This window comes from Burkholderia alba (genome assembly GCF_034721475.1).
Taxonomy (GTDB): domain Bacteria; phylum Pseudomonadota; class Gammaproteobacteria; order Burkholderiales; family Burkholderiaceae; genus Burkholderia; species Burkholderia alba.
The window spans coordinates 1-23589 of sequence record NZ_JAWJWL010000035.1; the positions used below are offsets into that span (position 1 = coordinate 1).

At 71.0% G+C, this 23589-nt stretch carries 23 protein-coding genes and 1 pseudogene; 11 read left to right on the forward strand and 13 right to left on the reverse strand.

The window, feature by feature from the left end; genetic code table 11:
- From RZR99_RS27905 to RZR99_RS27915, 3 genes and pseudogenes are all read left to right on the forward strand, one after another.
- Positions 1 to 764 (forward strand): annotated as a pseudogene (locus RZR99_RS27905) (AMP-binding enzyme); the annotation flags it as partial.
- Between the two features lies 1 nt (position 765).
- Positions 766 to 3363, forward strand: a complete 2598-nt coding sequence (locus RZR99_RS27910) for a condensation domain-containing protein (RefSeq protein ID WP_323123007.1) — start codon at positions 766 to 768, stop codon at positions 3361 to 3363.
- A 311-nt stretch (positions 3364 to 3674) separates the two neighbouring features.
- On the forward strand, positions 3675 to 5273 hold the full coding sequence (locus RZR99_RS27915; RefSeq protein ID WP_323123008.1) for an ATP-binding cassette domain-containing protein: 1599 nt from the start codon (positions 3675 to 3677) through the stop codon (positions 5271 to 5273).
- A 249-nt stretch (positions 5274 to 5522) separates the two neighbouring features.
- Here the strand turns inward: RZR99_RS27915 and RZR99_RS27920 are convergent, their stop codons facing one another.
- The 11 genes from RZR99_RS27920 to madL form a co-directional block, all read right to left on the reverse strand.
- On the reverse strand, positions 5523 to 6392 hold the full coding sequence (locus tag RZR99_RS27920) for an alpha/beta hydrolase family protein (protein ID WP_323123050.1): 870 nt from the start codon (positions 6390 to 6392) through the stop codon (positions 5523 to 5525).
- Between the two features lie 87 nt (positions 6393 to 6479).
- A complete protein-coding gene (locus tag RZR99_RS27925; protein ID WP_323123009.1) occupies positions 6480 to 7013 on the reverse strand; it encodes a phospholipase D-like domain-containing protein in 534 nt (177 codons plus the stop codon).
- 97 nt (positions 7014 to 7110) lie between these two features.
- Complete coding sequence (gene mdcH, locus RZR99_RS27930) at positions 7111 to 8046, reverse strand: malonate decarboxylase subunit epsilon (RefSeq protein WP_323123010.1); 936 nt, start codon at positions 8044 to 8046, stop codon at positions 7111 to 7113.
- Positions 8043 to 8966: a triphosphoribosyl-dephospho-CoA synthase MdcB gene (gene mdcB / locus RZR99_RS27935; RefSeq protein WP_323123011.1), complete on the reverse strand. Its 924-nt coding sequence runs from the start codon at positions 8964 to 8966 to the stop codon at positions 8043 to 8045. The genes mdcH and mdcB overlap by 4 nt, the downstream gene beginning before the upstream one ends.
- Positions 8963 to 9634, reverse strand: coding sequence for a malonate decarboxylase holo-[acyl-carrier-protein] synthase (gene mdcG / locus RZR99_RS27940; protein ID WP_323123051.1), 672 nt, complete (start codon positions 9632 to 9634; stop codon positions 8963 to 8965). Before mdcG ends, mdcB begins: the two co-directional genes overlap by 4 nt.
- A complete protein-coding gene (gene mdcE, locus RZR99_RS27945) occupies positions 9609 to 10331 on the reverse strand; it encodes a biotin-independent malonate decarboxylase subunit gamma (RefSeq protein WP_323123012.1) in 723 nt (240 codons plus the stop codon). Before mdcE ends, mdcG begins: the two co-directional genes overlap by 26 nt.
- Positions 10318 to 11253 carry a biotin-independent malonate decarboxylase subunit beta gene (locus RZR99_RS27950; RefSeq protein WP_323123013.1) on the reverse strand — a complete coding sequence of 312 codons (936 nt, stop codon included), beginning with the start codon at positions 11251 to 11253 and terminating at the stop codon, positions 10318 to 10320. Before RZR99_RS27950 ends, mdcE begins: the two co-directional genes overlap by 14 nt.
- A complete protein-coding gene (gene mdcC / locus RZR99_RS27955) occupies positions 11250 to 11567 on the reverse strand; it encodes a malonate decarboxylase acyl carrier protein (RefSeq protein ID WP_323123014.1) in 318 nt (105 codons plus the stop codon). Before mdcC ends, RZR99_RS27950 begins: the two co-directional genes overlap by 4 nt.
- Positions 11568 to 11579: 12 nt before the next feature.
- On the reverse strand, positions 11580 to 13226 hold the full coding sequence (mdcA, locus tag RZR99_RS27960; protein WP_323123015.1) for a malonate decarboxylase subunit alpha: 1647 nt from the start codon (positions 13224 to 13226) through the stop codon (positions 11580 to 11582).
- Between the two features lie 229 nt (positions 13227 to 13455).
- Positions 13456 to 14223, reverse strand: coding sequence for a malonate transporter subunit MadM (madM, locus tag RZR99_RS27965; RefSeq protein ID WP_323123016.1), 768 nt, complete (start codon positions 14221 to 14223; stop codon positions 13456 to 13458).
- A gap of 12 nt (positions 14224 to 14235) precedes the next feature.
- The gene (madL, locus tag RZR99_RS27970; RefSeq protein WP_323123017.1) at positions 14236 to 14631 is read right to left on the reverse strand and encodes a malonate transporter subunit MadL; all 396 of its coding nucleotides are present in this window, start codon (positions 14629 to 14631) and stop codon (positions 14236 to 14238) included.
- 249 nt (positions 14632 to 14880) lie between these two features.
- Here madL and RZR99_RS27975 point away from each other — a divergent pair, with 249 nt between their 5' ends.
- On the forward strand, positions 14881 to 15729 hold the full coding sequence (locus RZR99_RS27975) for a LysR family transcriptional regulator (protein ID WP_323123018.1): 849 nt from the start codon (positions 14881 to 14883) through the stop codon (positions 15727 to 15729).
- Between the two features lie 16 nt (positions 15730 to 15745).
- Here RZR99_RS27975 and RZR99_RS27980 read toward each other — a convergent pair whose 3' ends face one another.
- Together RZR99_RS27980 and RZR99_RS27985 are read right to left on the reverse strand one after the other, a co-directional pair.
- Entirely contained in the window at positions 15746 to 17143 is a 1398-nt protein-coding gene (locus RZR99_RS27980; protein ID WP_323123019.1) for a heavy metal sensor histidine kinase, read from the reverse strand.
- Positions 17140 to 17811 (reverse strand): heavy metal response regulator transcription factor, encoded by a 672-nt coding sequence (locus tag RZR99_RS27985; RefSeq protein WP_323123020.1) that lies wholly within the window; start codon positions 17809 to 17811, stop codon positions 17140 to 17142. The genes RZR99_RS27980 and RZR99_RS27985 overlap by 4 nt, the downstream gene beginning before the upstream one ends.
- A gap of 223 nt (positions 17812 to 18034) precedes the next feature.
- On the opposite strand from RZR99_RS27985, the gene RZR99_RS27990 reads away from it, so the two are divergent.
- The 7 genes from RZR99_RS27990 to RZR99_RS28020 all read left to right on the forward strand — a co-directional run bounded on the left by RZR99_RS27990 (position 18035) and on the right by RZR99_RS28020 (position 23466).
- Entirely contained in the window at positions 18035 to 18424 is a 390-nt protein-coding gene (locus RZR99_RS27990; protein WP_323123021.1) for a hypothetical protein, read from the forward strand.
- A gap of 87 nt (positions 18425 to 18511) precedes the next feature.
- Positions 18512 to 18817 carry a hypothetical protein gene (locus RZR99_RS27995; RefSeq protein ID WP_323123022.1) on the forward strand — a complete coding sequence of 102 codons (306 nt, stop codon included), beginning with the start codon at positions 18512 to 18514 and terminating at the stop codon, positions 18815 to 18817.
- Positions 18814 to 20370, forward strand: coding sequence for a TolC family protein (locus RZR99_RS28000; RefSeq protein WP_323123023.1), 1557 nt, complete (start codon positions 18814 to 18816; stop codon positions 20368 to 20370). Before RZR99_RS27995 ends, RZR99_RS28000 begins: the two co-directional genes overlap by 4 nt.
- 2 nt (positions 20371 to 20372) lie before the next feature.
- Positions 20373 to 21665, forward strand: coding sequence for a multicopper oxidase family protein (locus tag RZR99_RS28005; protein ID WP_323123024.1), 1293 nt, complete (start codon positions 20373 to 20375; stop codon positions 21663 to 21665).
- A gap of 77 nt (positions 21666 to 21742) precedes the next feature.
- The gene (locus RZR99_RS28010; protein ID WP_323123025.1) at positions 21743 to 22105 is read left to right on the forward strand and encodes a copper-binding protein; all 363 of its coding nucleotides are present in this window, start codon (positions 21743 to 21745) and stop codon (positions 22103 to 22105) included.
- 57 nt (positions 22106 to 22162) lie between these two features.
- The gene (locus RZR99_RS28015) at positions 22163 to 22531 is read left to right on the forward strand and encodes a copper resistance CopC family protein (protein ID WP_323123026.1); all 369 of its coding nucleotides are present in this window, start codon (positions 22163 to 22165) and stop codon (positions 22529 to 22531) included.
- The gene (locus RZR99_RS28020) at positions 22528 to 23466 is read left to right on the forward strand and encodes a copper resistance D family protein (protein ID WP_323123027.1); all 939 of its coding nucleotides are present in this window, start codon (positions 22528 to 22530) and stop codon (positions 23464 to 23466) included. The genes RZR99_RS28015 and RZR99_RS28020 overlap by 4 nt, the downstream gene beginning before the upstream one ends.
- Positions 23467 to 23589: the final 123 nt, after the last annotated feature.

Consider the following 23589-nt stretch of genomic DNA (forward strand, 5'->3'; position numbering starts at 1 on the left):
ACCAGCCCGAACTCACCGCTCAGCGCTTCGTCCGCGATCCGTTCAGCACTCGGCCCGGCGCACGCATGTACCGCACCGGCGATCTCGCCCGCTACCTGTCCGACGGCCGTCTCGTGTTCCTCGGCCGTAACGACCAGCAGGTCAAGATCCGCGGCTTCCGCATCGAGCCCGGTGAAATCGAGGTTCAGCTCGCCGCGCATCCCGACGTGCGCGAAGCCGTCGTGATCGCCTGCAACGACCCGCAGGGCGATACCCGGCTCGTCGCCTATGTCACGCTGCGCGACGGCGCGGCCGCCGACGGCGAGCTGGCTCACGTGCTGCACGCGCATCTCGACACCCGGCTGCCCGACTACATGGTGCCGGCCGCCTTCGTCCGGCTCGACCACCTGCCGCTCACCCCCAACGGCAAACTCGACCGCAAGGCGCTTCCCGCGCCTTCCGACGACGCATTCGCCCATCAACACTACGAGGCGCCGCAAGGCGACATCGAAACCACCCTCGCGTCGCTCTGGCAGACACTGCTCGGCGTCGAACGCGTCGGCCGTCACGACAACTTCTTCACCCTCGGCGGCCATTCCCTGCTGGCCGTGCGGTTGCTGAAAATGGTGAGCGCCGAGTTCGGCAGAGAAGTCTCCATCAGCGTGCTATTCGAGGCGCCGTCGATTGCGCTTCTGGCCCAACGCCTCCAAACCCCGTCCGACCTCAACACACTGGCCGACGCACTCGTCCCGCTCCTCCCGCTGCGCACGCAGGGGCANGATCCAGATGATCGAGCGTCTGCGCGAGCAGGGCCTGAGTCTTGCCGTGCGCGACCTGTTCCAGCACCCGACGCTGGAAGCGCTCGGCGGCAACCTCGGGCAGGGCCGCGAAATCGTCGCGCCGCTCAACGCGATTCCCGCGCATCCGCACACGCTCACGCCGGACCAGCTGCCGCTGATCGATCTGTCGCAGACGGACCTCGACGCGCTCGTCGCGCAAGTGCCGGGCGGCGTAGCGAACATTCAGGATATCTACGCGCTCGCGCCGCTGCAGGACGGCATCCTGTTCCATCACCTGCTGGCCGCCGAGGGCGACCCCTATCTGCTGAGCGCGCAGATGACGTTCGCCGACCGGTCGCTGCTCGACCGCTATCTGGCCGCCGTGCAACGCGTCGCCGACCGGCACGACATCCTCCGTACCGGTTTCTTCTGGAAGCACCTGAGCACGCCCGCCCAGGTGGTACTGCGCCAGGCGCAGGTGCCCGTCATGCCGCTGACGCTCGATCCGGCCGACGGTCCGATCGGCGAGCAGCTGCAACAGCGCTTCGATGCGCGCCACTATCGGCTCGACCTGACCGAGGCGCCGCTGCTGCGCTTCGCGATCGCGCCCGGAACGGACGGCGGCTGGCATGCGCTGCTGTTGCTGCATCACCTGGTCGGCGACCACACCACGCTGGAACTGCTCGACACGGAAGTCCGCGCGATCATGAGCGGCCGCGAAGCCACGCTGTCCGCGCCGCAGCCGTACCGCAACCTGGTTGCCCAGGCGCGCCTGGGCGTGAGCGACGCCGCGCACGAGTCGTTCTTCCGCGACATGCTGGGCGGCATCGATACCGCCACGCTGCCGTTCGGGCTGACCGAAGCGCACCTCGACGGCGCGCGGCTCGACGAAGTCCGCCACACCCTGCCGGCCGCGCTCAACGCGCGGCTCCGCGCGCAGGCGCGGCGCCTCGGCGTGAGCCTGGCGAGCCTGTGCCACCTCGCGTGGGCGCTGGTGACCGCGCGCACCAGCGCGCAACAGCAGGTGGTGTTCGGCACCGTGCTGTTCGGCCGGATGGCCGCGGGCGCCGGCGCGAACCGCACGCTGGGGCTGTACATCAACACGCTGCCGTTGCGGCTCGACGTCGACGACACCGATCTGCTGACCGCCATCAGCGTGACCCAGACCCGGCTGGCCGGGCTGCTGGCGCACGAGCACGCGTCGCTCGCGCTCGCGCAACGTTGCAGCGGCCTCGATACGAGCGCGCCGCTGTTCAGCTCGCTGCTCAACTATCGGCACAACGTGCTCGCCGAACGCGACGCGAATGCCCACGACGGCATGCGCTTCGTCGAGGGGCGCGAACGGACCAACTACCCGGTCGTGCTCTCGGTGGAGGACTCCGGCGAGGCGCTCGGGCTGACCGTCCAGGTCGTGGACGCGATCTCCGCCGAGCGTGTATGCGGATACATGGCGTGCGCGCTCGAGCACATCGCCGACGCGCTCGACCACGCGCCACACACGCGGCTCAACCAGTTGCAGGTCGTGCCGGCCGACGAGCGCCGGCTGCTGCTCGACACCTGGAACGCGACCGACGCGCACGCGACCGATCAGCTTTGCATCCNCGTGCGGTTGCTGAAAATGGTGAGCGCCGAGTTCGGCAGAGAAGTCTCCATCAGCGTGCTATTCGAGGCGCCGTCGATTGCGCTTCTGGCCCAACGCCTCCAAACCCCGTCCGACCTCAACACACTGGCCGACGCACTCGTCCCGCTCCTCCCGCTGCGCACGCAGGGGCACCGCCCGCCGCTCTTCTGCATTCACCCGGGCGGGGGCCTCGGCTGGGCCTACGCGGGATTGCTGCGCTACCTGCCCGACCGCCCCGTCTACGCGCTGCAGGCACGCAGGCTGAGCGAGCCGGTTCGACGCTTCCACGACATGGACGCGATCGCGGCCGACTATGTCGAGCAAATCCGCTCCGTGCAGCGCGGCGGCCCTTACCACCTGCTGGGCTGGTCGCTCGGCGGCCACATCGCGCATGCGATCGCCACACGGCTGCAGGACCAGGGCGAACAGGTCGGGCAGCTCGTGATGCTCGACACCTACCCGGTCCCGCCGGAGACCCCCCTGCCGCCACCGGCGACGGATCAGGAACTGATGGAACACGTGGCCCAGGTGTTGTCCGATACGCCCTGGGACCGCGACGCGGAACCGCTGCCGCTCGACGCAATCCGCCGGCGCCTGGGTGACGCCGACGACGCGGTATTGCAAGCGATCTTCGACGAATTCCGGGTCACGCCGACGCTGCTGAGTCAGTTCAGCCCGCAGGCGTTCGACGGCAACCTGCTGCTTTTCCGGGCGACGATCGCGGAGTCGAACCCCATCACGTTCAACACGCCCGACGCCTGGAAGCCGTATGTCGGCGGACTCGTCGTCACTCACGACATCGCCTGCCTGCACGGAGCGATGACGCATCCCGAACCGCTGCAACGGATCGGCCCGATCCTGGCCGCCGCACTGGAGAATGAAACACATGCGCCCCATCCTCACTTATCGGCCGAACGACACGCGCCGGGCGTCGAGCCCGGCACGACGGCCGCAGGGCAGTTGCTCGAACGAAACATCGAGTAGACCCGCCCCGCCGACATGCCGCGCGGCGTCGCCCGAGTGATCCGCGACGTGTCCGCGACAGGCATGCCGTCGAGCAACCTGGGTGTCGTCGCGGGCGCGTCGAGCCCATTTCAACGAACCTGAGTGGAATCAATGATGAATCGAATGAAACCTCGACATGCGATCGCCGTGCTCGACTGGATGCCGGGAGCGCACGAGCGCGTGCCCGCCTCCGCGGAGGCGGCCGGACAGGTTCCGTCACACGACGGCGATCTGCCATGCTGATCGCCCAATTCCTCCGGCGCTATCGCTGGCCGCTCATCGGCAGCACGTTGCTGTCCGGCACGGGCGCGCTCCTGACCATCGGATTGCTGGCCCAGATCAACCGGCTGGCCGTGGAAGCCCTCGCTCACGGCAGCACCCGGCCGCTGTTTCTCGGGTTGGGCTGGCTCGCGGCACTGTGCGCCGCCAACAGCATTTCTCAACTGATACTCGCGCGGCTGGGCAGTTCGCTGGTCGCGAGGCTGCGCGCGGATCTGGCGCAACGCTTCATCCAGCTCGACTATCACCGGTTCATCACCCGTTCCGCTTCGGTCGTCGGCGTGCTGATTCAGGATATCGGCCGCATCGGCCCGCTCGTGCTGCTCGCCCCGCAGTTTGCCTACAACGCGTTCCTGGCGATCGCGTGCGCGATCTATCTCCTCACGATCTCGCCGCCGCTCTTCGGCATCCTGGTCGTCGGGCTGACGATCCCGCTGGGCAGCGGCTTTCTCTTGCTTCGCGCGACCCGTCAACAGTTCGACGTGATGCGTCAGAACGAGGAAACCCTGTTCTCGCACTTCCGCACCATCCCCGACGCGAAGAAGGAGATGGGGCTGAACTCGGCGCGGGCCGAACATTTCTATGCCGAAATATTGACCCCGGCCATTCGAACGGCCGAGCAAACGATGGAACGGGTGTACTTGCGCCTGGGGCTGCATCAGGCATGGTCATCGGCGTTGACCTACGGCGCGGTGTTCGCCGTCGTCTATCTGGGGCGCACGGCCCTGAACCTACCCGGCACGAGCATCCTGAATTTCGTGGTCGGCGGGTTGTTCATCGTCGGACCGCTGAACTTCCTGATTCAGGCGAACCAGCAGATCGCCGCCGGGATCAGCAGCCTTCGGCATCTGGAACAGATCGGCCTCGATTTGCGTACCCAGGTCGACCAGACGACGCCCGTGCGCCAGGAGGCGCCTTGCGCCACGCCATGGCGGTGGCTGCACGCTTGCGGGCTGCACTACCGGTATCCCGACGCGGCCAAGGATCGCGAAATCGGTCCTTTCGACCTGAGCATCCAGCGCGGCGAACTCGTGTTTATCGTCGGCCCCAACGGCGTCGGCAAAACGACGCTGATGCACATGCTCTGCGGGCTGCTGCCCGCCACGTCGGGTCAACTGTATCTGGACGACGATCCGGTTCCGTTCGGCTCGCCCTCGTATCGCCTTCGATTCGCCAGCGTGTTCGGCGATTTCTTCCTGTTCGATCACGTCCTGGATTCCTCCGGCATATGCGTTCCCGACGAGCGGATCAGAACCTGGCTGCGCGAGCTGGATCTGGATCACCAGGTCGAGGTCGAGCAGGGCAAGTTGTCGCAACTCAAGCTGTCCACCGGCCAGCGCAAGCGTTTGGCGCTCCTGCAGTGCTACGCGGAGGATCGGGAAATCTGTCTGTTCGACGAATGGGCGGCCGATCAGGATCCCGCCTTTCGCGACTATTTTTACCAGACGTTATTGCCCGAGCTGAAGCAGCGCGGCAAGACCCTGATCGTCATCAGCCACGACGACCGGTATTTCCCGACCGCCGATCGCGTGATTCGGTTGGATCACGGACGCATTGCGCCGTCCGAACGATCCGACGCCGCGGGCGACCTCTATGCCCGCGCCGGATGAATGTCGAGCGGCCGGGGCGTCCGGCGATGCATTCGCCCGGCGGCAATACGAAGCCCCGCCGGGCGAGACCGCCGCCGTCTCGCCGCACGCCGCGCGGCATCGAACAGGCCGGCCGCGATGGGCGCATCGGCGCGCGGTTCGAAGCAGCGGCCATCGCCCGGCCGGCAGACTGCCTCGGGACCGAAAGACGCCGGCGAAGCAGGCGTCAAGCGAAGCGAAGCGTGCCCGTCACGGCGGCACGCCCGCCGCCTACTGCGCCCGCAGCCACGCCGCGCCCGACGGCCAGAGCGCACGGTTGTCGTCGCGGAAATAGCCGGAATGCCCGATCGGGCGCTGGCCCGGATGCGGCGCGATCTCGCGGAACTCGATCTCCGCGCCCGCATAGCAGTCGTGCATCGCACGCACGGCGGCGGGCGGCGCCATCCAGTCGTCGCTGACCGCATACGACAGGATCCGCCCGCGATACCCGTGAAAATGCGCGCGCAGCGGCTGCCCGGTTTCGTCGATCACGTAGTCGGGATGGCGGCACCAGCGCGCCCAGTCGTGCGCGACGCCGCCCGGCAGATCCTCGCCGCCGAGGCCGAGACGCCGTGCCGGGTAATAGGACAGCGCCCGGCTGACGGCCGGCATCAGGCAGCACCACTGCGTCCCCAGCACCAGTTGCCGATACCACGGCCACAGCCGCCAGTACCCGCTCGCGCAGCAGATCGTCATCAGCGCCGCCACCTGCCGGTTGTTGTCCGCAAGGCCGAACACCTGCCCGCCGATGCTGTGGCCGACCGCGACGAGCCGATGCGCGGGCGCGCGCGCCGCCAGATGATCGATCGCGGCCGCCAGATCCGCTTCGCCCCACTCGCGCAAGCGCGCGCGATCGGCGCGCAACGGCCCCGAACGGGATTCGCCGATGCCACGGTAGTCGTAGGTCAAAGCGGTGAAGCCGTCGCCGGCCAGGAAACGCGCATAGCGGTCGTAGTAGCCGCGCGGCACTCCCGTCGCGCTGCTGATGAGCACGCTGCGGCCGTTGGACGCGCGCGGCGTGTATAGCGTGCCTGCCAGCAGCCGTCCGTCGCGGGCGGCAAACCGTATCGTCTCGGCGGTGATTCCCGGTTCCTCGTGCATCGCCATCCCCGTTATCGAGTGGCTATTGTGCAAGCGAACCGGCTGTTTCGCCAGACGCCCGCCGGAACGGCCGGCGCCCCGCGCCGCTCACTCTTGCCCGGACAGACTGTACAGCCGGCGGAACTCGTTCGCATACGATTCGGCGAACTTCGGCGCGCGGCGCAGCACGCTGAAACGGCCCGCGCCGCGCAAGTCGCTCGCGCGCGCGAAGCTCGACGAGCCGAACGCGACCGAATCGTCGGCAACGACGAACGGATCGTGAGCGAACGGATAACGGCGGTTGATCGCGACCTCGATACCCGCGCGCGCGAGGAGCGCGGCGCCGCCGTAACCGTCCGACGCGTGCGTGCGGTCGAGCACCACGCGCACCTCGACGCCGCGTGCGCGAGCCGCGCGCAGCGCCGCCGCGACGGCGGGCGGCACGCGCGGATAGCCGGCCACCAGCACCCGCCGCCGCGCCTGGCGGATCAATTCGAGCGCCGTGTCGCCGATCGGGTCGTCGGCGCCGGCATGCACGCCGATCGCGAGGTCGCGCGGCGGTATCGGCGCGGCGTGCAGCGGGACGGAAAACGCGCAACATAGCGCGACGGAAAGACCGAGGAAACTGGCGTGCTTTTTCATGGGGCGGCCATTTTAGCCACGTCCGGCTCGCTTGCACACCCACTGGCGCATGCGGAGCCGGCCGATCGGAGCGGCACCGGCGGCCCGCCCCGCCGCGTCACGCGCGATCGATCTTTGCGAGCCAGTCGCGCACGCCGTCCCACGACCGGAAATCGGCGAGACTGCGCGCCGGCAGCCCCGGATACGCGCCCGCCGCCATCTCCGCGAGTGCCCGCCCCGGCCCGAGTTCGAGGAACGCGCCGGCGCCCGCCTCGACGCAACCCGCCAGGCAGGCCGCCCACTCGACGGGTTCGGCAAGCTGGCGCGCGAGCTTGTCGAGCCCGTCGCGCCCGTCGAGCACCGCCGCGCCGTCGATGCCGCTGAACAGGCGCGTGCCGGGCAGCGCGCCGCGTTCGACCCGCGCGGCGTCCAGCGCGCGCCGGAATACCGGCACGGCCGGCGCGAGCCAGCGCGTGTGCGACGCGATCCGGACGCCCACCGGGACGACCCGCGCGGCACCCCGCTGCCGCGCGTCGGCGGCGATCTCGTCAAGCGCCGTCTGCCGGCCCGCCAGCACATACGCGTCGCCCGGGTTCGCGATCGCCAGCGCGGCATCGCGGCCCGCGCACAACGCGTCGAGTTGCGCCCGCGCGAGGCCGCGCACGAACAGCATCCCCTCGCCGCCGGCGCCGGCCGCGTCCATGGCGTGCGCGCGCGCCGCGGCAAGCGCGAGCGCCGTTTCCGCGTCGACGCATCCCGCGACGCTCCACGCCGCGACTTCGCCCACGCTGTAGCCGGCCACGCAGCGCCGGCGCGGCAGCATCGGCGCGAGCCGGATCATCGCGGCCAGCGGCTGCAGCGTGCAGAGAATCTGCGCGGCGCGATTCGCGTGCAGCGCATCCGGGGCCGCCGCGCGCACCCAGTCGCGCGGCTCATGCCCCAGCAGCGCGGCCGCCTGCGCGAACAGCCCGGCCGCCTCCGGCAGCGCGCCCGTCAGCGCGAACATGTCGGCCTGCTGGCCGCCCTGCCCGGAACACAGAATCGCGAGCGTCATGACGCGGCCTCCGAATCGAGCGCGGCGGCAAACAGGCTCATCGCGAGCAGGTCCGCCGCCCCGCCGGGGCTCAGCCGCCGCGCGACGAACGCCCGATGCGCGGCCGCCGCGCGGGTACGCCAGTCCGCCGCGCCGACCCCGCCTCGCGCCAGAAAAACCCGCGCGGCGCGCTGCGCGAAATCCAGGCCGTCGCGGCCGCCCCGGTGCAGCAGATTGGTGTCGTCGAGCGCCGCGATCAGCGCGAAACACGCGTGCACGCGGGCCGCCTCGGCGTCGCCGGGCGCCAGCCGCGCCGCGCTGCGCAACGCGGGCAGGCCGACGCGGTAGACGCTCGCGAAGCCGTCTGCCGCCTCCCGGCGCGCACCGCCGACGCCATGACGGCGCATCGCGCGCTCGCCGTGACTGTCGCTCGGCCGCGGGCCGCCGAGAATCTCCGCGCCCCAGCGCCGCGCGACGATCGCGCCGAGCGTCGCGGCCGTCGCGGCCGGCGCACCGCCCGCCGCGCGCCTACCGGCCGCCGCGCACATCAGCCCGAGGCCGAAGATCGCGCCGCGATGCGTGTTCACGCCGCCGGTGGCGGCCAGCATCGCGTGCTCCGCGCGCAGGCCGATCCGGCGCAGCGCCGCCATGCCCGCATCGCGCGCGCCGGCCTCCGCCAGTTCCGCGAAGAACGGCCGGAGCGCCGCCGCACTGCGCATGAAGGTGGCCGCATCCATGTCGAGATGGCTGCCGGCATCGACATGGCTGACGAGTCCGGGCTTCGGCCAGGTGGCGATCTCGAGCATCAGGCAGCGTTGCGCGCAAGCGGCGAGCGCGTGGACATCGAATGCCGCGCCGGCCCCGGGCGGATCGCATCGATCGAGCACGGCGCCGTCGCAGCCGTCCCGCGCAAAGCCCGATGCCGATGCCGTCACGCTCATCGCGACACCTCCAGGAACGCGTCGGGCGCGCACAGCACCACCTCCGTCGCCGTCTTGACCGCCACCTCGCCCATGCCCGTCTGCAGTTCGCGCCAGTTCACGCCCGCGCCGTCGGCGCGGACAAGCTCGCCGTCGATCCGCATCGGCGCGCGGGCATCGAGCGCCGCCAGTCCGTCGAGCAGCGCCGTCAGCGCGTGCCGCTCCGCCGGCAGCGTGAGCAGGATGTCAAGATCGGAAGCGGCGCCGAGATACGGCAGGCCGGTCAGCGCCTGCCATGCGAGACTGCCGAACACGCGGCAGTCCACCGCGTGCCGCGCGGCCAGCGCGGCCAGCGCGCGCAGACACGGCTGCCATGCGGGCGGCGCCGCCGGCGCGACCGCATCGAGGTTGGGCGGCGGCTCGATCGACGCGATCTGCGACGCGCGCACCGTCACGGCGATCCGCCGCTTGCCCGCCGACGGCGGCAGCGGCAGCCCGAGCGCGAGCCCCCGCTCGCCGGGCGCGGGCCGCCTGACGATCAGCGGCCGGCCGCGCGCGGCCCAGTCGTGCAGCAACGGCTCGTGCGCGAGCCCGTGCGCGGCGAGCACCGCCGGCCACGCGTCGCGCACCACCCGCACCAGCCGATGCCGGGCCGGCGGCGAATCAGCCGGCGGCGCGCGCGAGATCATGGACACGCCGCGCGATCGCGGCCGCCGCGGGGCGGCCTTGCCGCGCCTCGCCGAGCCGGTCGCGGCGATCGGTGCGATCGGACGGCTGCGCAAGCAGCTCGCCCAGCTGTTCCGCCAGCGAGCGCGCCGGATCGAGCACCGCGTCGACCGCGCCCGTCTTCGCCAGATTGTCGAGCCCCGGCGCGAACACCGCGGTCGATTTCGCCATGTCCTCCAGCACCTCGAGCGACAGCTTGGTCACGCGCGCCATCGACGGCAGATCCATCACCTCCGGCTCCGCGCCCGGCAGCGCGACCAGCGTGCGGGTCGCGAGCGCCGTCGCGATGAACGCGCCCGCCGCGGTGTGGCCGTACAGCAGGCCGACGGTTCGATGGCCAAGCTGGTCCGCATGCAGCAGGCACTGGGCGAGATGCGCGAGGTATTCGTTCAGGCCGAGCAGTTCGTCGCGCTTGCTCATCCGCTGGCTGTCGCTGTCGACGAGCACCAGGATCGGCGTCGCGCCGCCGCGCCGGACAACCGCCAGCACCTGCGCCGACAGCCACAGCGCCTCGTCGACGCCCACCGCGCGCCGCGCCGAGACGCCGATCACGTCGAGCGCGCCGCCCGCGAGCACGCCGCGTCCGGCCAGCAGACCGTCGCGCTCGACCACGTCGTGGCCGGCGGGAAACAGCGAGGTCAGGATTTCATCGAGCGTCATCGCGCCCCTCCTCCAGTGATTCGGCCAGCGCGACGAAGTCGCGGTACGGCAGCCCGGGGATCGCATCGGGCTCGGCCGCGCCCAGCGCGCGCCAGATGTCGAGCGCGTCCGCGCACTCGCCGAAACGCGCGAGCCGCGCGTCGAGGCGCGCCTGTTTCGCTTCGAGCGCCGCGAGGTCGAACGGCGCGGCGCGCCCGAGCAGCGTGCGCGCCGCGTCGCGGAACCCGTCGATCGAATCGTCCGCGAAGTACGCGGCCGCGCCGAGCAGCCGCCGGTGCTTGCCGCCCATCGTGCGCCAGATCAGCGCGCGATCCTTCGAATCGAATTCGTCGACGCCGCGATTCGTCTCGATCACCTCCGGCCCCGACACGCTGATGCGCCCCTGCTCGGATACCGCGAGCGCCGAGCAGCACGCGGCGAGCAGCCCGCCGCCGCCGTAGCAGCCCGAGCGGCCGCCGATCAGGCCCAGCACCGGCACGCCGGCCGCGCGCGCATCGAGCAGCGCGCGCATGATCTCGGCGATCGCCATCTCGCCCGCGTTCGCTTCCTGCAGGCGCACGCCGCCCGTATCGAACAGGATCAGCACCGGCATCGAACCGATCTCGCGCGCGGCGCGCAGCAGGCCCGTCAGCTTCGCGCCGTGCACCTCGCCGAACGCGCCGCCCATGAAGCGGCCTTCCTGCGCGGCGATCAGCACGGGCCGGCCGCCGAACGCGCCGCGCCCGACGATCATGCCGTCGTCGAACTGCTGCGGCAGATCGAAGCGCGGCAGATGCGGACTGATCGCGCGCTCGCGCGGCCCGATGAATTCGTCGAACGAGCCGGCGTCGAGCAGGCCCTCGACGCGCTGCCGCGCCGACGCCTCGTACCAGCTCGCGCCCGCCGGCATCATCGCGGCGAGCGGGGTTGCGTCATCCGTCATCGCGGTTCTCCCTCCAGCGCGCGCACGGCCTGCGCGAGCCGCAGCGACACCATGTCGGGCCGCGCGCCGCCGTCGTTGATCGACAGGCGCAGGCCGCCCGGCGAGCGGCGCTCGACGAAATCGGCGACCACCGCCTCCCAGACCGCGCCGAAGCCGGCCGCCGCCGTGCGGATGTCCACCTCGCATTCGGTGTCCGCCAGCACGCGCTCCACCAGTACCTCGAGATTGCCCGACGCGACGACGCCGACCAGCGCCGTCGCCCGATCGCCCCGCGCGCGGCCGCGCGCAGTAAAGCGGTAATTCAGCTGTTCCATGGCCTCGTCTCCTTACCAGTTCCGAAAGCGCGACGGCGGCGCGTACAGGCCGCCCGACCAGTGCACCAGATCCTTGATCGAGCGCGCGGCGAGCAAGCGGCGATCGGCGTCGAGCGGATCGATGCCGAGATCCTCCGGACGGCGGATCACGCCGCGCGCACGCAGCCGTTCGACCATCGCGCGATCGCGGCCCCGGCCGATTTCCGTATAGCCGGCCACGCCGCGGATCGCCTGCTCGCGCTCGTGCGCGTCGCGGCACAGCAGCAGATTCGCGATGCCTTCCTCGGTGACGATATGCGTGACGTCGTCGCCGTACACCATGATCGGCGCCAGATCGAGATCGAGCTTGTCCGCGAGGCGCAGCGCGTCGAGCCGTTCGACGAACATCGGCACGTTCTTCTCGCCGAAGGTCTCGCCGATCTGCACGACCAGCTTGCGGCCGCGCCGCAGCGCGGCGGGCGTGTCGGGGTCCGCCTCGGCGCCCGCCTTGAGCCACGGCTCGCTCGGATGGCGCCGGCCGCGCGCGTCGCTGCCCATGTTCGGCGCGCCGCCGAAGCCCGCGATCCGCTCGGTCGTCACCGTCGACGAATGGCCGGCCAGGTCGATCTGCAGCGTCGAGCCGATGAACATGTCGCACGCGTAGAGCCCGGCGGTCTGGCAGAACGCGCGGTTCGAGCGCAGCGAGCCGTCGGCCCCGGTGAAATAGATGTCCGAGCGCGCGCGGATGTAGTCGTCCATGCCGACCTCGGAGCCGAAGCAGTGGATCTGCTCGACCCAGCCCGACTCGATCGCGGGGATCAGCGTCGGATGCGGATTCAGCGCCCAGTGCGTGCCGACCTTGCCCTTGAGGCCGAGCCGCTCGCCGTAGGTCGGCAGCAGCAGCTCGATCGCCGCCGTGTTGAAGCCGATGCCGTGATTGAGGCGCTTGATGCCGTACGGCAGGTAGATGCCCTTGATCGCGAGCATCGCGGTGAGGATCTGGGTCTCGGTGATCGCGGCCGGATCGCGCGTGAACAGCGGCTCCACGTAGAACGGCCGGCCCGCCTCGACGACGAAGTGGACGCGGTCGCCCGGAATGTCGACGCGCGGCACGCGCTCGACGATCCGGTCGACCTGCGCGATCACAATGCCGTCCTTGAACGCGGTCGCCTCGACGACGGTCGGCGTGTCCTCGGTGTTCGGCCCGGTGTAGAGGTTGCCGTCGCGGTCCGCGCTGACCGCCGCGATCAGCGCGACCTGCGGCGTGAGATCGATGAAGTAGCGCGCGAACAGTTCGAGATAGGTATGCACCGCGCCCAGCTCGATCTTGCCGCCGAACAGCAGCTTCGCGATCCGCTGCGACTGCGGGCCGGAATACGCGTAATCGAGCCGGGTCGCGATGCCGCGCTCGAACACGTCGAGATGCTCGGGCAGCACGACGCCCGACTGCACCATGTGCAGGCCGTGCACCTTGGCGCGATCGACTTCGGCGAGCGCGCCCGCCAGCAGGTCGGCCTGCTTCTGGTTGTCGCCTTCGAGGCATACGCGGTCGCCCGGCCGCAGCACCGCCTCCAGCAGCGCCACGGCGTCGTGCGCCGCGACCCGCTTGCCCTGCGCGAACGGCGCGCCCGCGGCGAGCCGCGTGTCGCGCGCCTGCCGCGCCTGAGTCCATCCCGTCATAGCGTTTCCTCCCGAGCCGGTTCGGCTGTCCTGCGGCATTCTATGCCGGGCCGCGCCGCCGATTGATGAAGTTGCGCAATCCGACTTAGCGCGCGCGGCGATGGATCGGCGGCGGCCGGCGCACGACGGGATGCGCCGCGAAGCGGTGCGCGCCCGGTCCGGCTCACGCCGGGCGCCGGCGTCGGCGCGCCTGCCGCGCGCAACGGGCCGCGACCGACGGGCGCGGACACTAGCCGCCCACCACGGCCTTCGTCGCGAAGAACAGCAGCGAAGGCCCGAGCAGGCAGCCGACGCCGGTATGGAACGTCGCGATCAGCGCGCCGTAGGGCACGAGGCGGCGGTCGGTCGCCGCGAGCCCCGCGCTCACGCCGCTCACGGTGCCGGCCAGGCCGCCGAAGATCATCGCCGAGCGCGGTGTCCTGAGCCCCATGAAGCCGGCGGCGAGCGGCGTGCCCACCATCACGATGATCGCCTTGACGAGCCCCGTCGCGATGCTGAGCGCGATCACGTCGGAGCTGGCGCCGATCGCCGCGCCCGTCACCGGGCCGACGATGTAGGTGACGGCGCCCGCGCCGATCGTCGTCATGCTGACGGCGTCCGCGTAGCCGAACGCGCGCGCGATCGACGCGCCGACGATGAACGGCAGCACGGTGCCAAGCAGCAGCGACAGCGCGCCGATCAGCCCGGCCTTGCGGGCTTCGGTCGCCTGCACCTCGAATGCGGTCGCGACGATCGCGAAGTCGCGCAGCATCGCGCCGCCCATCAGGCCGATCCCCGTGAACAGCCGCAGATCGGCGAGGCCCTTCTCGCCGCCCGTCGCCGCGCCGCCGACGTAGGCGAGCACGAGGCCGATCAGGATGGCGATCGCGGAGCCGTGCACGCGGCCGAACGTGAGCTTCTTCGACAGCACCGACGACACCCACATGATCAGCCCGACCAGCGCGAATGCGCCGACCAGGCCGTTGTGCGCGAAAACCTTCTCGAACATGCCGAGCATGGCGGCCTCCGCTCAGGACTGTGCGGCCGGCGGCAGCGCGGCCAGCGACGTGTCGTCGCGCCCGGTCCGCGCAAGCACCGCGATGCAGCCCGCGCAGACGGCCGCCGCGCCCGCCGCCGACAGCAGCGCGACCGGCCCGCCCTTCAGCGCCGCGACGACGTTCTGGTTGGCCGCCATCGCGACCACCACCGGGATGTACATCGCGCCCCAGAAGCCGACCCCCGCCTCGGTTTCCTTCGGCAGCCAGCCGCGCCGGTGCAGGGAGAGCCGCAGGAAGATGAGCAGCAGCATCGCAATGCCGACGCCGCCGACATTGGTCTTGACGCCGATGGCGGCGCCCAGCAGATCGCCGAGGAACAAGCCCGCCAGATGGCAGAACGCGAGCAGCGCGGTACCGTAGATGATCATGAGTCGTCTCCTGATGATGCATTGGCGCGGCGTGCGCGCCGCGGCCCGGCGGCTCTCGCGGGGAGCGCGTTCTCGGGCGGGGATCGGACCGGCCGCACGGGATTGCCGTAGACTGCTGGCGCGGCGCCGGCCGCCGGCGCGCCTCGCGTGAACGGCGGCGGCCGGCCTCTCGGCAGGGTCCGGGGACATACTAGTCCCGCCGGTTTCCGCCATTTATGATTTGTCGAAACCGATTCAGTGGGTTTAACAATGCGTCCGCTACCGCCCGAACTGCTGCGCAGCTTCGTCGCCGTCGCCCAGACCGGCAGCTTCACCGCCGCGTCCGAGCGGGTGAACCTGTCGCAATCGACCGTCAGCCAGCACATCCGCCGCCTCGAGGAACTGCTCGACCGGCCGCTGTTCGAGCGCGACACCCGCAACGTGCGGCTGTCGCCGAACGGCGAGGCGCTGCACCGCTACGCGGTGCGGATTCTCGAACTGATGGACGAGGCGGTGACGTCGGTCTGCGGGCCGCCGCTGTCCGGCAAGGTGCGGCTCGGTTTGTCGGAGGATTTCGCGTCGACCCACCTGACCGCCGCGCTCGCCAGTTTCTTGCAGCGCAACCCGGACGTGGAACTGGCGATCGCGACCGGCCTGTCGGGCGACCTGTTCGACGCGCTGGACGAGGGTCGCCACGACCTGGTGTTCGCGAAGCGCATCGCGGGCAGCCGGCGCGGCCGGGTGATCCGCACCGAGCCGCTGTACTGGTGTACCGGCCCCGCTTCGCCGCTGACGGGCCGCGAGGCGGTGCTGCCGCTCGCGCTGCATCCGGAGCCGAGCGTGTCGCGCCGGCGCGTGCTGGAGACGCTGGAGGCGATCGGTCGGCCGCACCGGATCGCGGTGGTCAGCAGCAGCATCGCGGTGCTGCGCGCGGCGGCGAGCGCGGGGCTCGGCGTGAGCGCATTCGCCGGCTACGTGATCCCCGCCGGGCTCGCGCGCCTCGACGCGGGCCTGCCCGAGCTGGGCGACCTCGAATACGTGATCGACCGGCCGGCCTCCGCGTCGCGACCGACGCTCGCGCTCGAAGCGACGCTCGTGGCCGCCGCCGCCGAACTCTGACGCCGACGCCCGCGCGTCACGCGGGGCGTTCGTCCGGGAAATGCAGCGTGAACACCGTGCGTCCCGCCGCGCTCGACACGTCGACGCTGCCGTGATGCAGCGTCATGATCGACGCGACGATCGCCAGCCCGAGGCCCGCGTTCTGCGCCGCGCCGTGACGCGCCGCGTCGGCGCGATAGAAGCGTTCGAAGATCTTGTCGATGTGCTCGGGCGGAATCGTCGCGCCCCGGTTCGCGACCGACACGTCGACGCCGCATGCCCGCCGCACCGCCGCCAGCTCGATCGCGCTGCCCGGCTCCGCATGCTCGAGCGCGTTCGCGATCAGGTTGTTCAGCGCGCGCCGGAACAGCAGCGGGTCGGCCTGCAGCGTCGCGTCGCCGGCCGCGACGATCGTCTTGCCGCACTCGTCCGCCATGTCGTGGAAATAGTCGGCGAAGCGGCGCAGCTCCGCGCCCGCGTCGAGCGGCGCGACCTGCATCGCCTGGGTGGCGTTGTCGGTGCGCGCGAGGAACAGCATGTTCTCGATCATCCGCTGCATCCGTTCGCATTCCTCGATGTTCGAACCGATCAGCGTCTCGTATTCGTCGGCCGAGCGGCGCCGGCCGAGCGTGACCTGCGACGCGCTGATCATGTTCGCGAGCGGCGTGCGCATGTCGTGCGCCAGTTCCGACGAGAACTGCGACAGCCGCACGAACGCGCGCTCGAGGCGGTCGAGCATCCGGTTCACGGCGGTGGCGATCTCGTGCAGCTCCTGCGGGCCGCCCTCCAGATCGAGCCGTTCGCCCAGGCTGTGCGCCTCGATCTGCGAGATCTGCCGGCCGATGCTCTCCACCGGCTGCATCCCGCGCCGCACGACCAGGTAGCCGAGCAGCCCGACGAACAGCGCGCCGAGCCCGACCGTGCAGACAATCGTCTTGTAGTAGCTCTGCAGCAGCGCGTGCCGCTCCTTCGCCGCGCGCACGACCGCGACATGCACCGTCTCGCCGGACGGGAGCCGCTCTCGGCCCAAGATGCAGCGCGCGTCGCCGACCTGCGCCAGATCGCACTGGACCGGTATGCCGCCCCGGCTCGCCTCGCTCATCAGCTTCGCCATCGGCAGGCGCGGGCCGACGTCGCTCACGAGCGCGTCGTTGCTGGCGTCGCAGATCGCGAGATAGACGCCCGGATGCGACATCAGCACGTCGCGGAACAACTGCTGGCTGCCGCGAATCGCGTCGATCGACCCCGCCTCGTGCACCAGCTCGATGAACTGCGCGAGCTTGCCCTCGATCTCCAAGTCGTCGCGCCGCCGCAGCTCGGTCGACAGCGAGTCGTACAGGAACGCGCCCATCACCGCGAACACGACGAAGGCGGGCACCGCGAACGCGACGGTCAGCCGGATCAGCAGCGAGTAAGGCCGGCCGGCCCGCTTCACGAGCGATCCTCCAGCACGTAGCCCATGCCCCGGATGGTATGCAGCAGCTTGCGCTCGAACGGCGCGTCGAGCTTCGCGCGCAGCCGCTTGACCGCGACGTCGACGACGTTGGTGTCGCTGTCGAAATTCATGTCCCACACGCGCGACGTGATCAGCGTGCGGGTCAGCACCTCGCCTTGCCGCTCGACGAAGAACTGCAGCAGCGCGAATTCCTGCGCGGTGAGATCGATCCGCGTCGTGCCGCGCTGCACGCGCCGCTTGATCAGGTCGATCTCGAGATCGGCGACCGTCAACCGGTCGCGCGCGATGCGCGGCGAGCGGCGCAGCAGCGAACGCACCCGAGCGAGAAATTCCGCGTACGCGAACGGCTTCGCCAGATAGTCGTCCGCGCCCAGCTCGAAACCCTCGACCTTGTCCGCGACCGCGTCGCGCGCGGTGAGCAGCAGCACGGGCGTCTGCTTCTGCGCGCGCAGCCGCTTCAGCACGTCGAAGCCGCTCAGTTCGGGCAGCATCAGGTCCAGCACGATCAGGTCGAAATCTTCGTGCAGCGCGAGAAACAACCCGTCGCGGCCGTCGGCGGCGGTGTCCACGGTGAAGCTCGCCTCGGTCAGCCCCTTGTGCAGATAGGCGGCCATTTTCTGTTCGTCTTCGATGATGAGAATTCGCATGTCGGCACTCGCGGTCGAACCGCGTGAGATCGGAGAATAGGCCCGGGCAAGGGTAAAGGGTCCGGCGGACGGCAAACATGGCCCGGACATGACAATTCTGTCATGTTCCGGACAGCGCGGCGACGCGCGAGCGCGGCGCGGCATGCCCGGACCGGCCCGAGCGCGGCCATATCGGGTCCGCATTCTGACAAGCCCGGGAACCCGCATGCTACGCTGCGCCTCCATGTCGACCCTGCGCCGTCTCCTCCTCGTCCTGCTGCTCGCCGTCGCGCTGCCGTTCCAGTCGTTCGCGGCTGTCACGATGTCGTGCGGGCCGACGCACGCCGGCACGGCGGGCGACCCGCACGGCGCCGCGCAGCATGGAGACGAACCGGACGGGCAACCGTCCGCGCAGCGCGCGCATCCGCATACCGCCGACAGCGGCGGCCAGCACCACGCGCACCCGTGCGCAAGTTGCGCGTCGTGCTGCGTCGGCGCGGCGCTCGGCGGCCCCGCCGTGCCGGCCGTCCACGCCGGTGCCGCGCACGACGCCCGCCCGCTCGGGCTCGCCGCCCCGCAGGCGTCGTTCCTCACGGACGGCATCGAACGTCCGCCCCGCCCCGCTCTCGTCTGATCCTCGCACGCGGCTCGCGCCGCGCACCCTGAGATCGTCCGCGACGCGCGACCTGCGCCGCCGCGGGCCAACCCGACGAGACTTTCCATGCAATTGCTGTCAGCTGCGCTGTTGAGCGCGGCGGCCGCGTGGCCGTTCGCGCTTCATGCGCAAACCGCCGCGCCGGCGCCCGCGTCCCCCGTCGTCCTGATTCATCCGGACGATCCCGCCGCCGAAGCGCCGGCCGCCGCGCCGCCCGCGCCCCTCGCGGCCTACCGCCCGTATCGCGACGGCGCCGCGCCGTCCTGGCCGGCGCTGAACCGCGAAGTCGCGCCGCGGCCGGCGCAGGCGGCCGGGACCGGGCCGGGCCGCGCCTCCGCCCCGGCGGACCCGCATGCGGAGCACGCCCGATGACCGCCGCCCGCCTCTGCGTCAAACCGCCATTCGCGCCGCCGCTGCGCGCGACGGCCGCGCTCGCCGCGCTCGCCCTGCTCGCCGGCTGCACCACGTTCTCGGCCGACGGCGGCTTCGGCACCGTCGCGTCGACCGCTACCGGGCGCCTGGGCCGCGACGCGCTCTACGTGCGCTCCGACGCCGACCGGCAGACGGTCGAGCAGCGCACCCGCGAACTGATCGCGCAGCCGCTGTCGAGCGACGACGCGGTGCAGCTCGCGCTGCTCAACAACCGCGCGCTGCAGGCGTCCTATGCCGAACTGGGCATCGCGGAGGCCGACCTGGTCCAGGCCGGGCGGCTGCCCAATCCCGGTTTTTCGTTCAGCCGCACCCGTCAGGACGGCAACCTGTCGATCGAGCGTGCGATCACGCTGCCGCTGATGGGCGCGATCGCGTTGCCGATGGCATCGAAAATCGAAGGACGGCGCTTCGAGCAGACCAAGCTGCAAGCCGCCGATGCGATGCTGAAGACCGCCGCCGACGCGCGGCGCGCCTACGTCGAAGCCGTCGCCGCCGAACAGGGCGCGCGCTACGCGCGGCAGGTCGAGGATGCCGCGCAGGCCAGTGCGGAACTGGCGCAGCGCCTGCGCAGCGCCGGCCACTACAGCCGGCTCGACGCGGTGCGCGAGCAGGCGTTCTACGCGGAAGCCGCGGCGACGCTCGCGCGCACCCGCCAGCAGGCGCTCGCCGCGCGCGAGAAGCTCACGCGCGCGCTCGGTCTCGCCGGCCCCGCCGCGCAATACCGGCTGCCCGAGCGCCTGCCCGATCTGCCGCCGTCGCAGCCGGCGCTCGCGCATCTCGAACGCTACGCGATGGAGAACCGGCTCGATATCCAGGCCGAGAAGCTGCGAGTGCAAAGCGTCGCCAGCTCGCTCGGGCTCACCCGGGCGACACGCTTCGTCAACGCGCTCCAGGTCGGCTATCTCGACAATTTCGCGACCGATTCCGGCACCGAGCGCGGCTACCAGATCAGCATCGAGGTACCGCTGTTCGACTGGGGCGGCGCGAAGGTCGCGCGCGCGCAGGCGCTTTATCTGCAGGCGGTCAACCGGCTCGGCCAGACCGCGATCGACGCGCGCTCCGACGTCCGCGAATCCTACGCCGCATACACGGCCGGCTACGCGCTCGCGACGCACTATCGCGACGAGGTCGTGCCGCTCAGGAAGACGATCTCGGACGAGATGCTGCTGCGCTACAACGGCATGCTCGCCAGCGTGTTCGAACTGCTCGCCGACGCGCGCGACCAGGTCGGCGCGGTCAACGGCTATCTCGATGCGCTGAAAGGCTACTGGCTCGCCGACGCGGATCTGCGGCAGGCGCTCGGCGGGCGTCTGCCGGCGAGCGCCGATGTCGTGTCGCAAGCTTCTTCGGGTTCTTCGGCTTCTGCTAATGCTTCGATGCCTTCGACGCCTTCGATGCCTTCGATGCCTTCGATGCCTTCGATGCCTTCAACGCCTTCGATGTCCCCGGCATCCTCCGCGTCCGCCGCCCCTTCTTCCCCTCGAGGTCAATGAACATGCTGTCACGTCGAAACTTTCTCGGCGGCTCGGGTGCCGCGCTCGTCGGCGCCGCGCTGGTGAGCCGCGTGGGCGCCGCGTCGCTGCCCGAAGCGCCCGTCATGGACGGCGCCGCCACCCAGCCTCCCGCCGCGCCGAAACAGGGCCGGCCGTTCCGGCCGGTCGTCACGCTGAACGGCTGGTCGCTGCCGTGGCGCATGCGCGGCGGCTGGAAGGAGTTCCACCTGATCGCCGAACCTGTCGTGCGCGAGATGGCCCCCGGCATGCAGGCGAACCTGTGGGGCTACAATGGCCAGTCGCCCGGCCCGACGATCGAGGCGGTCGAAGGCGACAAGGTCCGCCTCTTCGTCACCAACCGGCTGCCCGAGCACACCACGGTGCACTGGCACGGCATGCTGCTGCCGTGCGGCATGGACGGCGTCGGCGGCCTCACGCAGCCGCACATCCCCACCGGCAAGACCTTCGTGTACGAGTTCACGCTCGAAAAATCGGGCACCTTCATGTACCACCCGCACGCCGACGAGATGGTGCAGATGGCGATGGGGATGATGGGCCTCTTCATCGTGCATCCGAAAGACCCCGCCTTCGTGCCCGTCGATCGCGACTATGCGTTCCTGATGGCCGCCTACGACATCGACCCCGGCAGCTACACGCCGCGCGTCAACGAGATGACGGACTTCAACATGTGGACCTGGAACAGCCGCGTGTTTCCCGGCATCGATCCGCTGCCCGCGCGCCTGGGCGACCGGGTGCGGATCCGCATCGGCAACCTGACGATGACGAACCATCCGATCCACCTGCACGGCCACGACTTCGAGGTCGCGGGCACCGACGGCGGCTGGGTGCCGAAGGCCGCGCGCTGGCCGGAGGTCACGGCGGACGTCGCCGTCGGCCAGATGCGCGCGATCGAATTCGTCGCGAACCGGCCCGGCGACTGGGCGTTTCACTGCCACAAGTCGCACCACACGATGAATGCGATGGGCCACACCGTGCCGAACATGATCGGCGTGCCGCAGAAGGATCTCGCCAAGCGCATCAACCGGCTGGTTCCCGGCTACATGGCGATGGGCGAGCGCGGCGGCTCGATGGGCGAGATGGAGATGCCGCTGCCCGACAACACGCTGCCGATGATGGCGGGCAACGGACCGTTCGGCCCGATCGAGATGGGCGGCATGTTCTCGGTGCTGAAGGTGCGCGCGGATCTCGCGCGCGGCGACTACCGCGACCCCGGCTGGTATCGCCACCCGGCCGGCACCGTCGCATACGAATACCGCGGCACGCCGCCCGGCTGACCCCCTCGCCTCATCCCCCCGACTCAGCAGCATCGCCGGACATCGGGTCCGGCGCACTCAACCTCCGGAGCGTCACCATGAAACAAGCGTTCACCCTTCTCGTCGCCGGCGCGGCCTTCGCATTCGCGCCGCACGCGTTCGCCACCCGCGGCGCGCCCGCCGCACCGGCCGCGCCCTGTTGCGCCGCCTCGGAGACGGCGGCGCACGACGCCGCCTCGTCCGGCATGTCGCACGGCGTCGTGCGCAAGATCGACGCGGCGGCAGGCAAGCTCACGATCCAGCACGGCCCGCTCGACAACCTCGGCATGGACGCGATGACGATGAGCTTCAAGGTCGGCGACCCGTCGATGCTGAACACGGTGCGCGTGGGCGACACGATCGACTTCGTCGCCGAGGACATCGGCGGCGCGCTGACCGTCACCCGCCTGCAGAAGCCGTAAGTCCGCCGCTGCGTCCGCGCCGGACGCAGTGTGGTTCCGTTCGATTCAGGACTGCCCATGTCAACACCGATCCGTCTTTTACTCCTGGTTCCGATTCTCGCGGCCGCCCTCGCCGCGCCCGTCTACGCGCACGGCCGGCTGGAGCGCGCGCTGCCCGAACCCGGCGCGAGCGTCGCCGCGTCGCCCGCCGCGCTGCGGCTGACCTTCAACGAAGATCTCGAAGCGGCGTTCAGCACGCTGCGGCTCACCCGTGCCGACGGCGCGCCGGTCGACACCGGCAGCGCGAAAGCGGCGCTGGCCGACCCGCGCACGCTCGCGCTTCCCATGCCCGCTCTCGAACCCGGCGCCTACGTCGTGCATTGGAGCGTGATGACGGGCGACGGCCACAAGGCGCGCGGCCGCTACCCGTTCCAGGTGCGGCCATGAACGGCGCGCTGCCGGAATGGCCGACGCTCGCGTTCGTCGTGCTGCAGAACCTCGGCTTCGCGCTCGCGATCGGCGTGCTGGCCGTCCACCGCTGGTGCGGGGATCCCGCGCTCGCGTGGCATCGCGACATCCGGCGGCACGGCGCGCGCATCCTGCGCGCGGCGCTGCTGACGAGCATCGCGGCCAGCGTCGTCGCGTTCTGGCTGCATTGCGCATCGATGAGCGAGACGCCCCTCGCGCAGACCGGGCCCGCTGTCTGCGCGCCGCTCCTCGGCACCGGCTTCGGCCGAGCCTGGCTCGTCAACGCGGCCGCGCTGAGCGGCGCGACCCTGCTCGCGTGGCGGCGCGGCGACGACGGCGCGCTGCGCCATCCCGTCCTGCTCGCGGCGCTGCTGGCGATCGGCGCGCTCGCGCGCAGTCACAGCGGACATCCGGTCGACGCCGGGCGCTTCTCGCCGCCGGTCTGGATCGACTGGCTGCATCTGCTCGCGATCAGCGTGTGGGTCGGCATCGTGCTGCTCGCCGCGTTCGCGGTCGTGCCGCGCCTGCGGCGCGATTCCGGCTCCGCCGGCGGCGGGGAATTCATGCAGGCGTTGTCCGACACGGCCACGGTCGCGCTCGTCGTGCTGGTCGGCACCGGCGCCTTCAACGGCTGGCGCAATCTCGGCAGCGGCGCGGCGCTGCTGGATTCGACCTACGGCGCGATCCTGGCGGTCAAGCTCGGCTTCGTCGCGACGGCGGCCGCGCTCGGCGGCTACAACCGCTGCGCGGTCATGCCCGCGCTGATGCGCGCGGTACGGGAGCCCGCGTCGCCCGATTGGCGGCACGGGCTCGCGCGGTTTCAAACGGTGTTGCGCATCGAGGCGGCCACGCTCGCGATCGCGATGCTGGCCGCCGCGCGGCTCGCCGGCAGCCCGCTGCCGGGCACCGGTTGAAGCCGACACTCCGCTTACATGCGCACGCGCGCCGGCCGTATGTCGCGATCCTGACCGAATCGCCATGATCCGGTCAGCGTCCGCTCAGGGGCGGCTGTCCAGAATGTGAAGCACCGGAAGCCG

Bases quoted from the DNA above. Each gene is read 5' to 3' on its own strand.
- RZR99_RS27920 (WP_323123050.1), bottom strand. From the start codon at position 6,392: ATGCACGAGGAACCGGGAATCACCGCCGAGACGATACGGTTTGCCGCC.
- RZR99_RS27925 (WP_323123009.1), bottom strand. From the start codon at position 7,013: ATGAAAAAGCACGCCAGTTTCCTCGGTCTTTCCGTCGCGCTATGTTGC.
- mdcH (WP_323123010.1), bottom strand. From the start codon at position 8,046: ATGACGCTCGCGATTCTGTGTTCCGGGCAGGGCGGCCAGCAGGCCGAC.
- mdcB (WP_323123011.1), bottom strand. From the start codon at position 8,966: ATGAGCGTGACGGCATCGGCATCGGGCTTTGCGCGGGACGGCTGCGAC.
- mdcG (WP_323123051.1), bottom strand. From the start codon at position 9,634: ATGATCTCGCGCGCGCCGCCGGCTGATTCGCCGCCGGCCCGGCATCGG.
- mdcE (WP_323123012.1), bottom strand. From the start codon at position 10,331: ATGACGCTCGATGAAATCCTGACCTCGCTGTTTCCCGCCGGCCACGAC.
- RZR99_RS27950 (WP_323123013.1), bottom strand. From the start codon at position 11,253: ATGACGGATGACGCAACCCCGCTCGCCGCGATGATGCCGGCGGGCGCG.
- mdcC (WP_323123014.1), bottom strand. From the start codon at position 11,567: ATGGAACAGCTGAATTACCGCTTTACTGCGCGCGGCCGCGCGCGGGGC.
- mdcA (WP_323123015.1), bottom strand. From the start codon at position 13,226: ATGACGGGATGGACTCAGGCGCGGCAGGCGCGCGACACGCGGCTCGCC.
- madM (WP_323123016.1), bottom strand. From the start codon at position 14,223: ATGCTCGGCATGTTCGAGAAGGTTTTCGCGCACAACGGCCTGGTCGGC.
- madL (WP_323123017.1), bottom strand. From the start codon at position 14,631: ATGATCATCTACGGTACCGCGCTGCTCGCGTTCTGCCATCTGGCGGGC.
- RZR99_RS27975 (WP_323123018.1), top strand. From the start codon at position 14,881: ATGCGTCCGCTACCGCCCGAACTGCTGCGCAGCTTCGTCGCCGTCGCC.
- RZR99_RS27985 (WP_323123020.1), bottom strand. From the start codon at position 17,811: ATGCGAATTCTCATCATCGAAGACGAACAGAAAATGGCCGCCTATCTG.
- RZR99_RS27990 (WP_323123021.1), top strand. From the start codon at position 18,035: ATGTCGACCCTGCGCCGTCTCCTCCTCGTCCTGCTGCTCGCCGTCGCG.
- RZR99_RS27995 (WP_323123022.1), top strand. From the start codon at position 18,512: ATGCAATTGCTGTCAGCTGCGCTGTTGAGCGCGGCGGCCGCGTGGCCG.
- RZR99_RS28000 (WP_323123023.1), top strand. From the start codon at position 18,814: ATGACCGCCGCCCGCCTCTGCGTCAAACCGCCATTCGCGCCGCCGCTG.
- RZR99_RS28005 (WP_323123024.1), top strand. From the start codon at position 20,373: ATGCTGTCACGTCGAAACTTTCTCGGCGGCTCGGGTGCCGCGCTCGTC.
- RZR99_RS28010 (WP_323123025.1), top strand. From the start codon at position 21,743: ATGAAACAAGCGTTCACCCTTCTCGTCGCCGGCGCGGCCTTCGCATTC.
- RZR99_RS28015 (WP_323123026.1), top strand. From the start codon at position 22,163: ATGTCAACACCGATCCGTCTTTTACTCCTGGTTCCGATTCTCGCGGCC.
- RZR99_RS28020 (WP_323123027.1), top strand. From the start codon at position 22,528: ATGAACGGCGCGCTGCCGGAATGGCCGACGCTCGCGTTCGTCGTGCTG.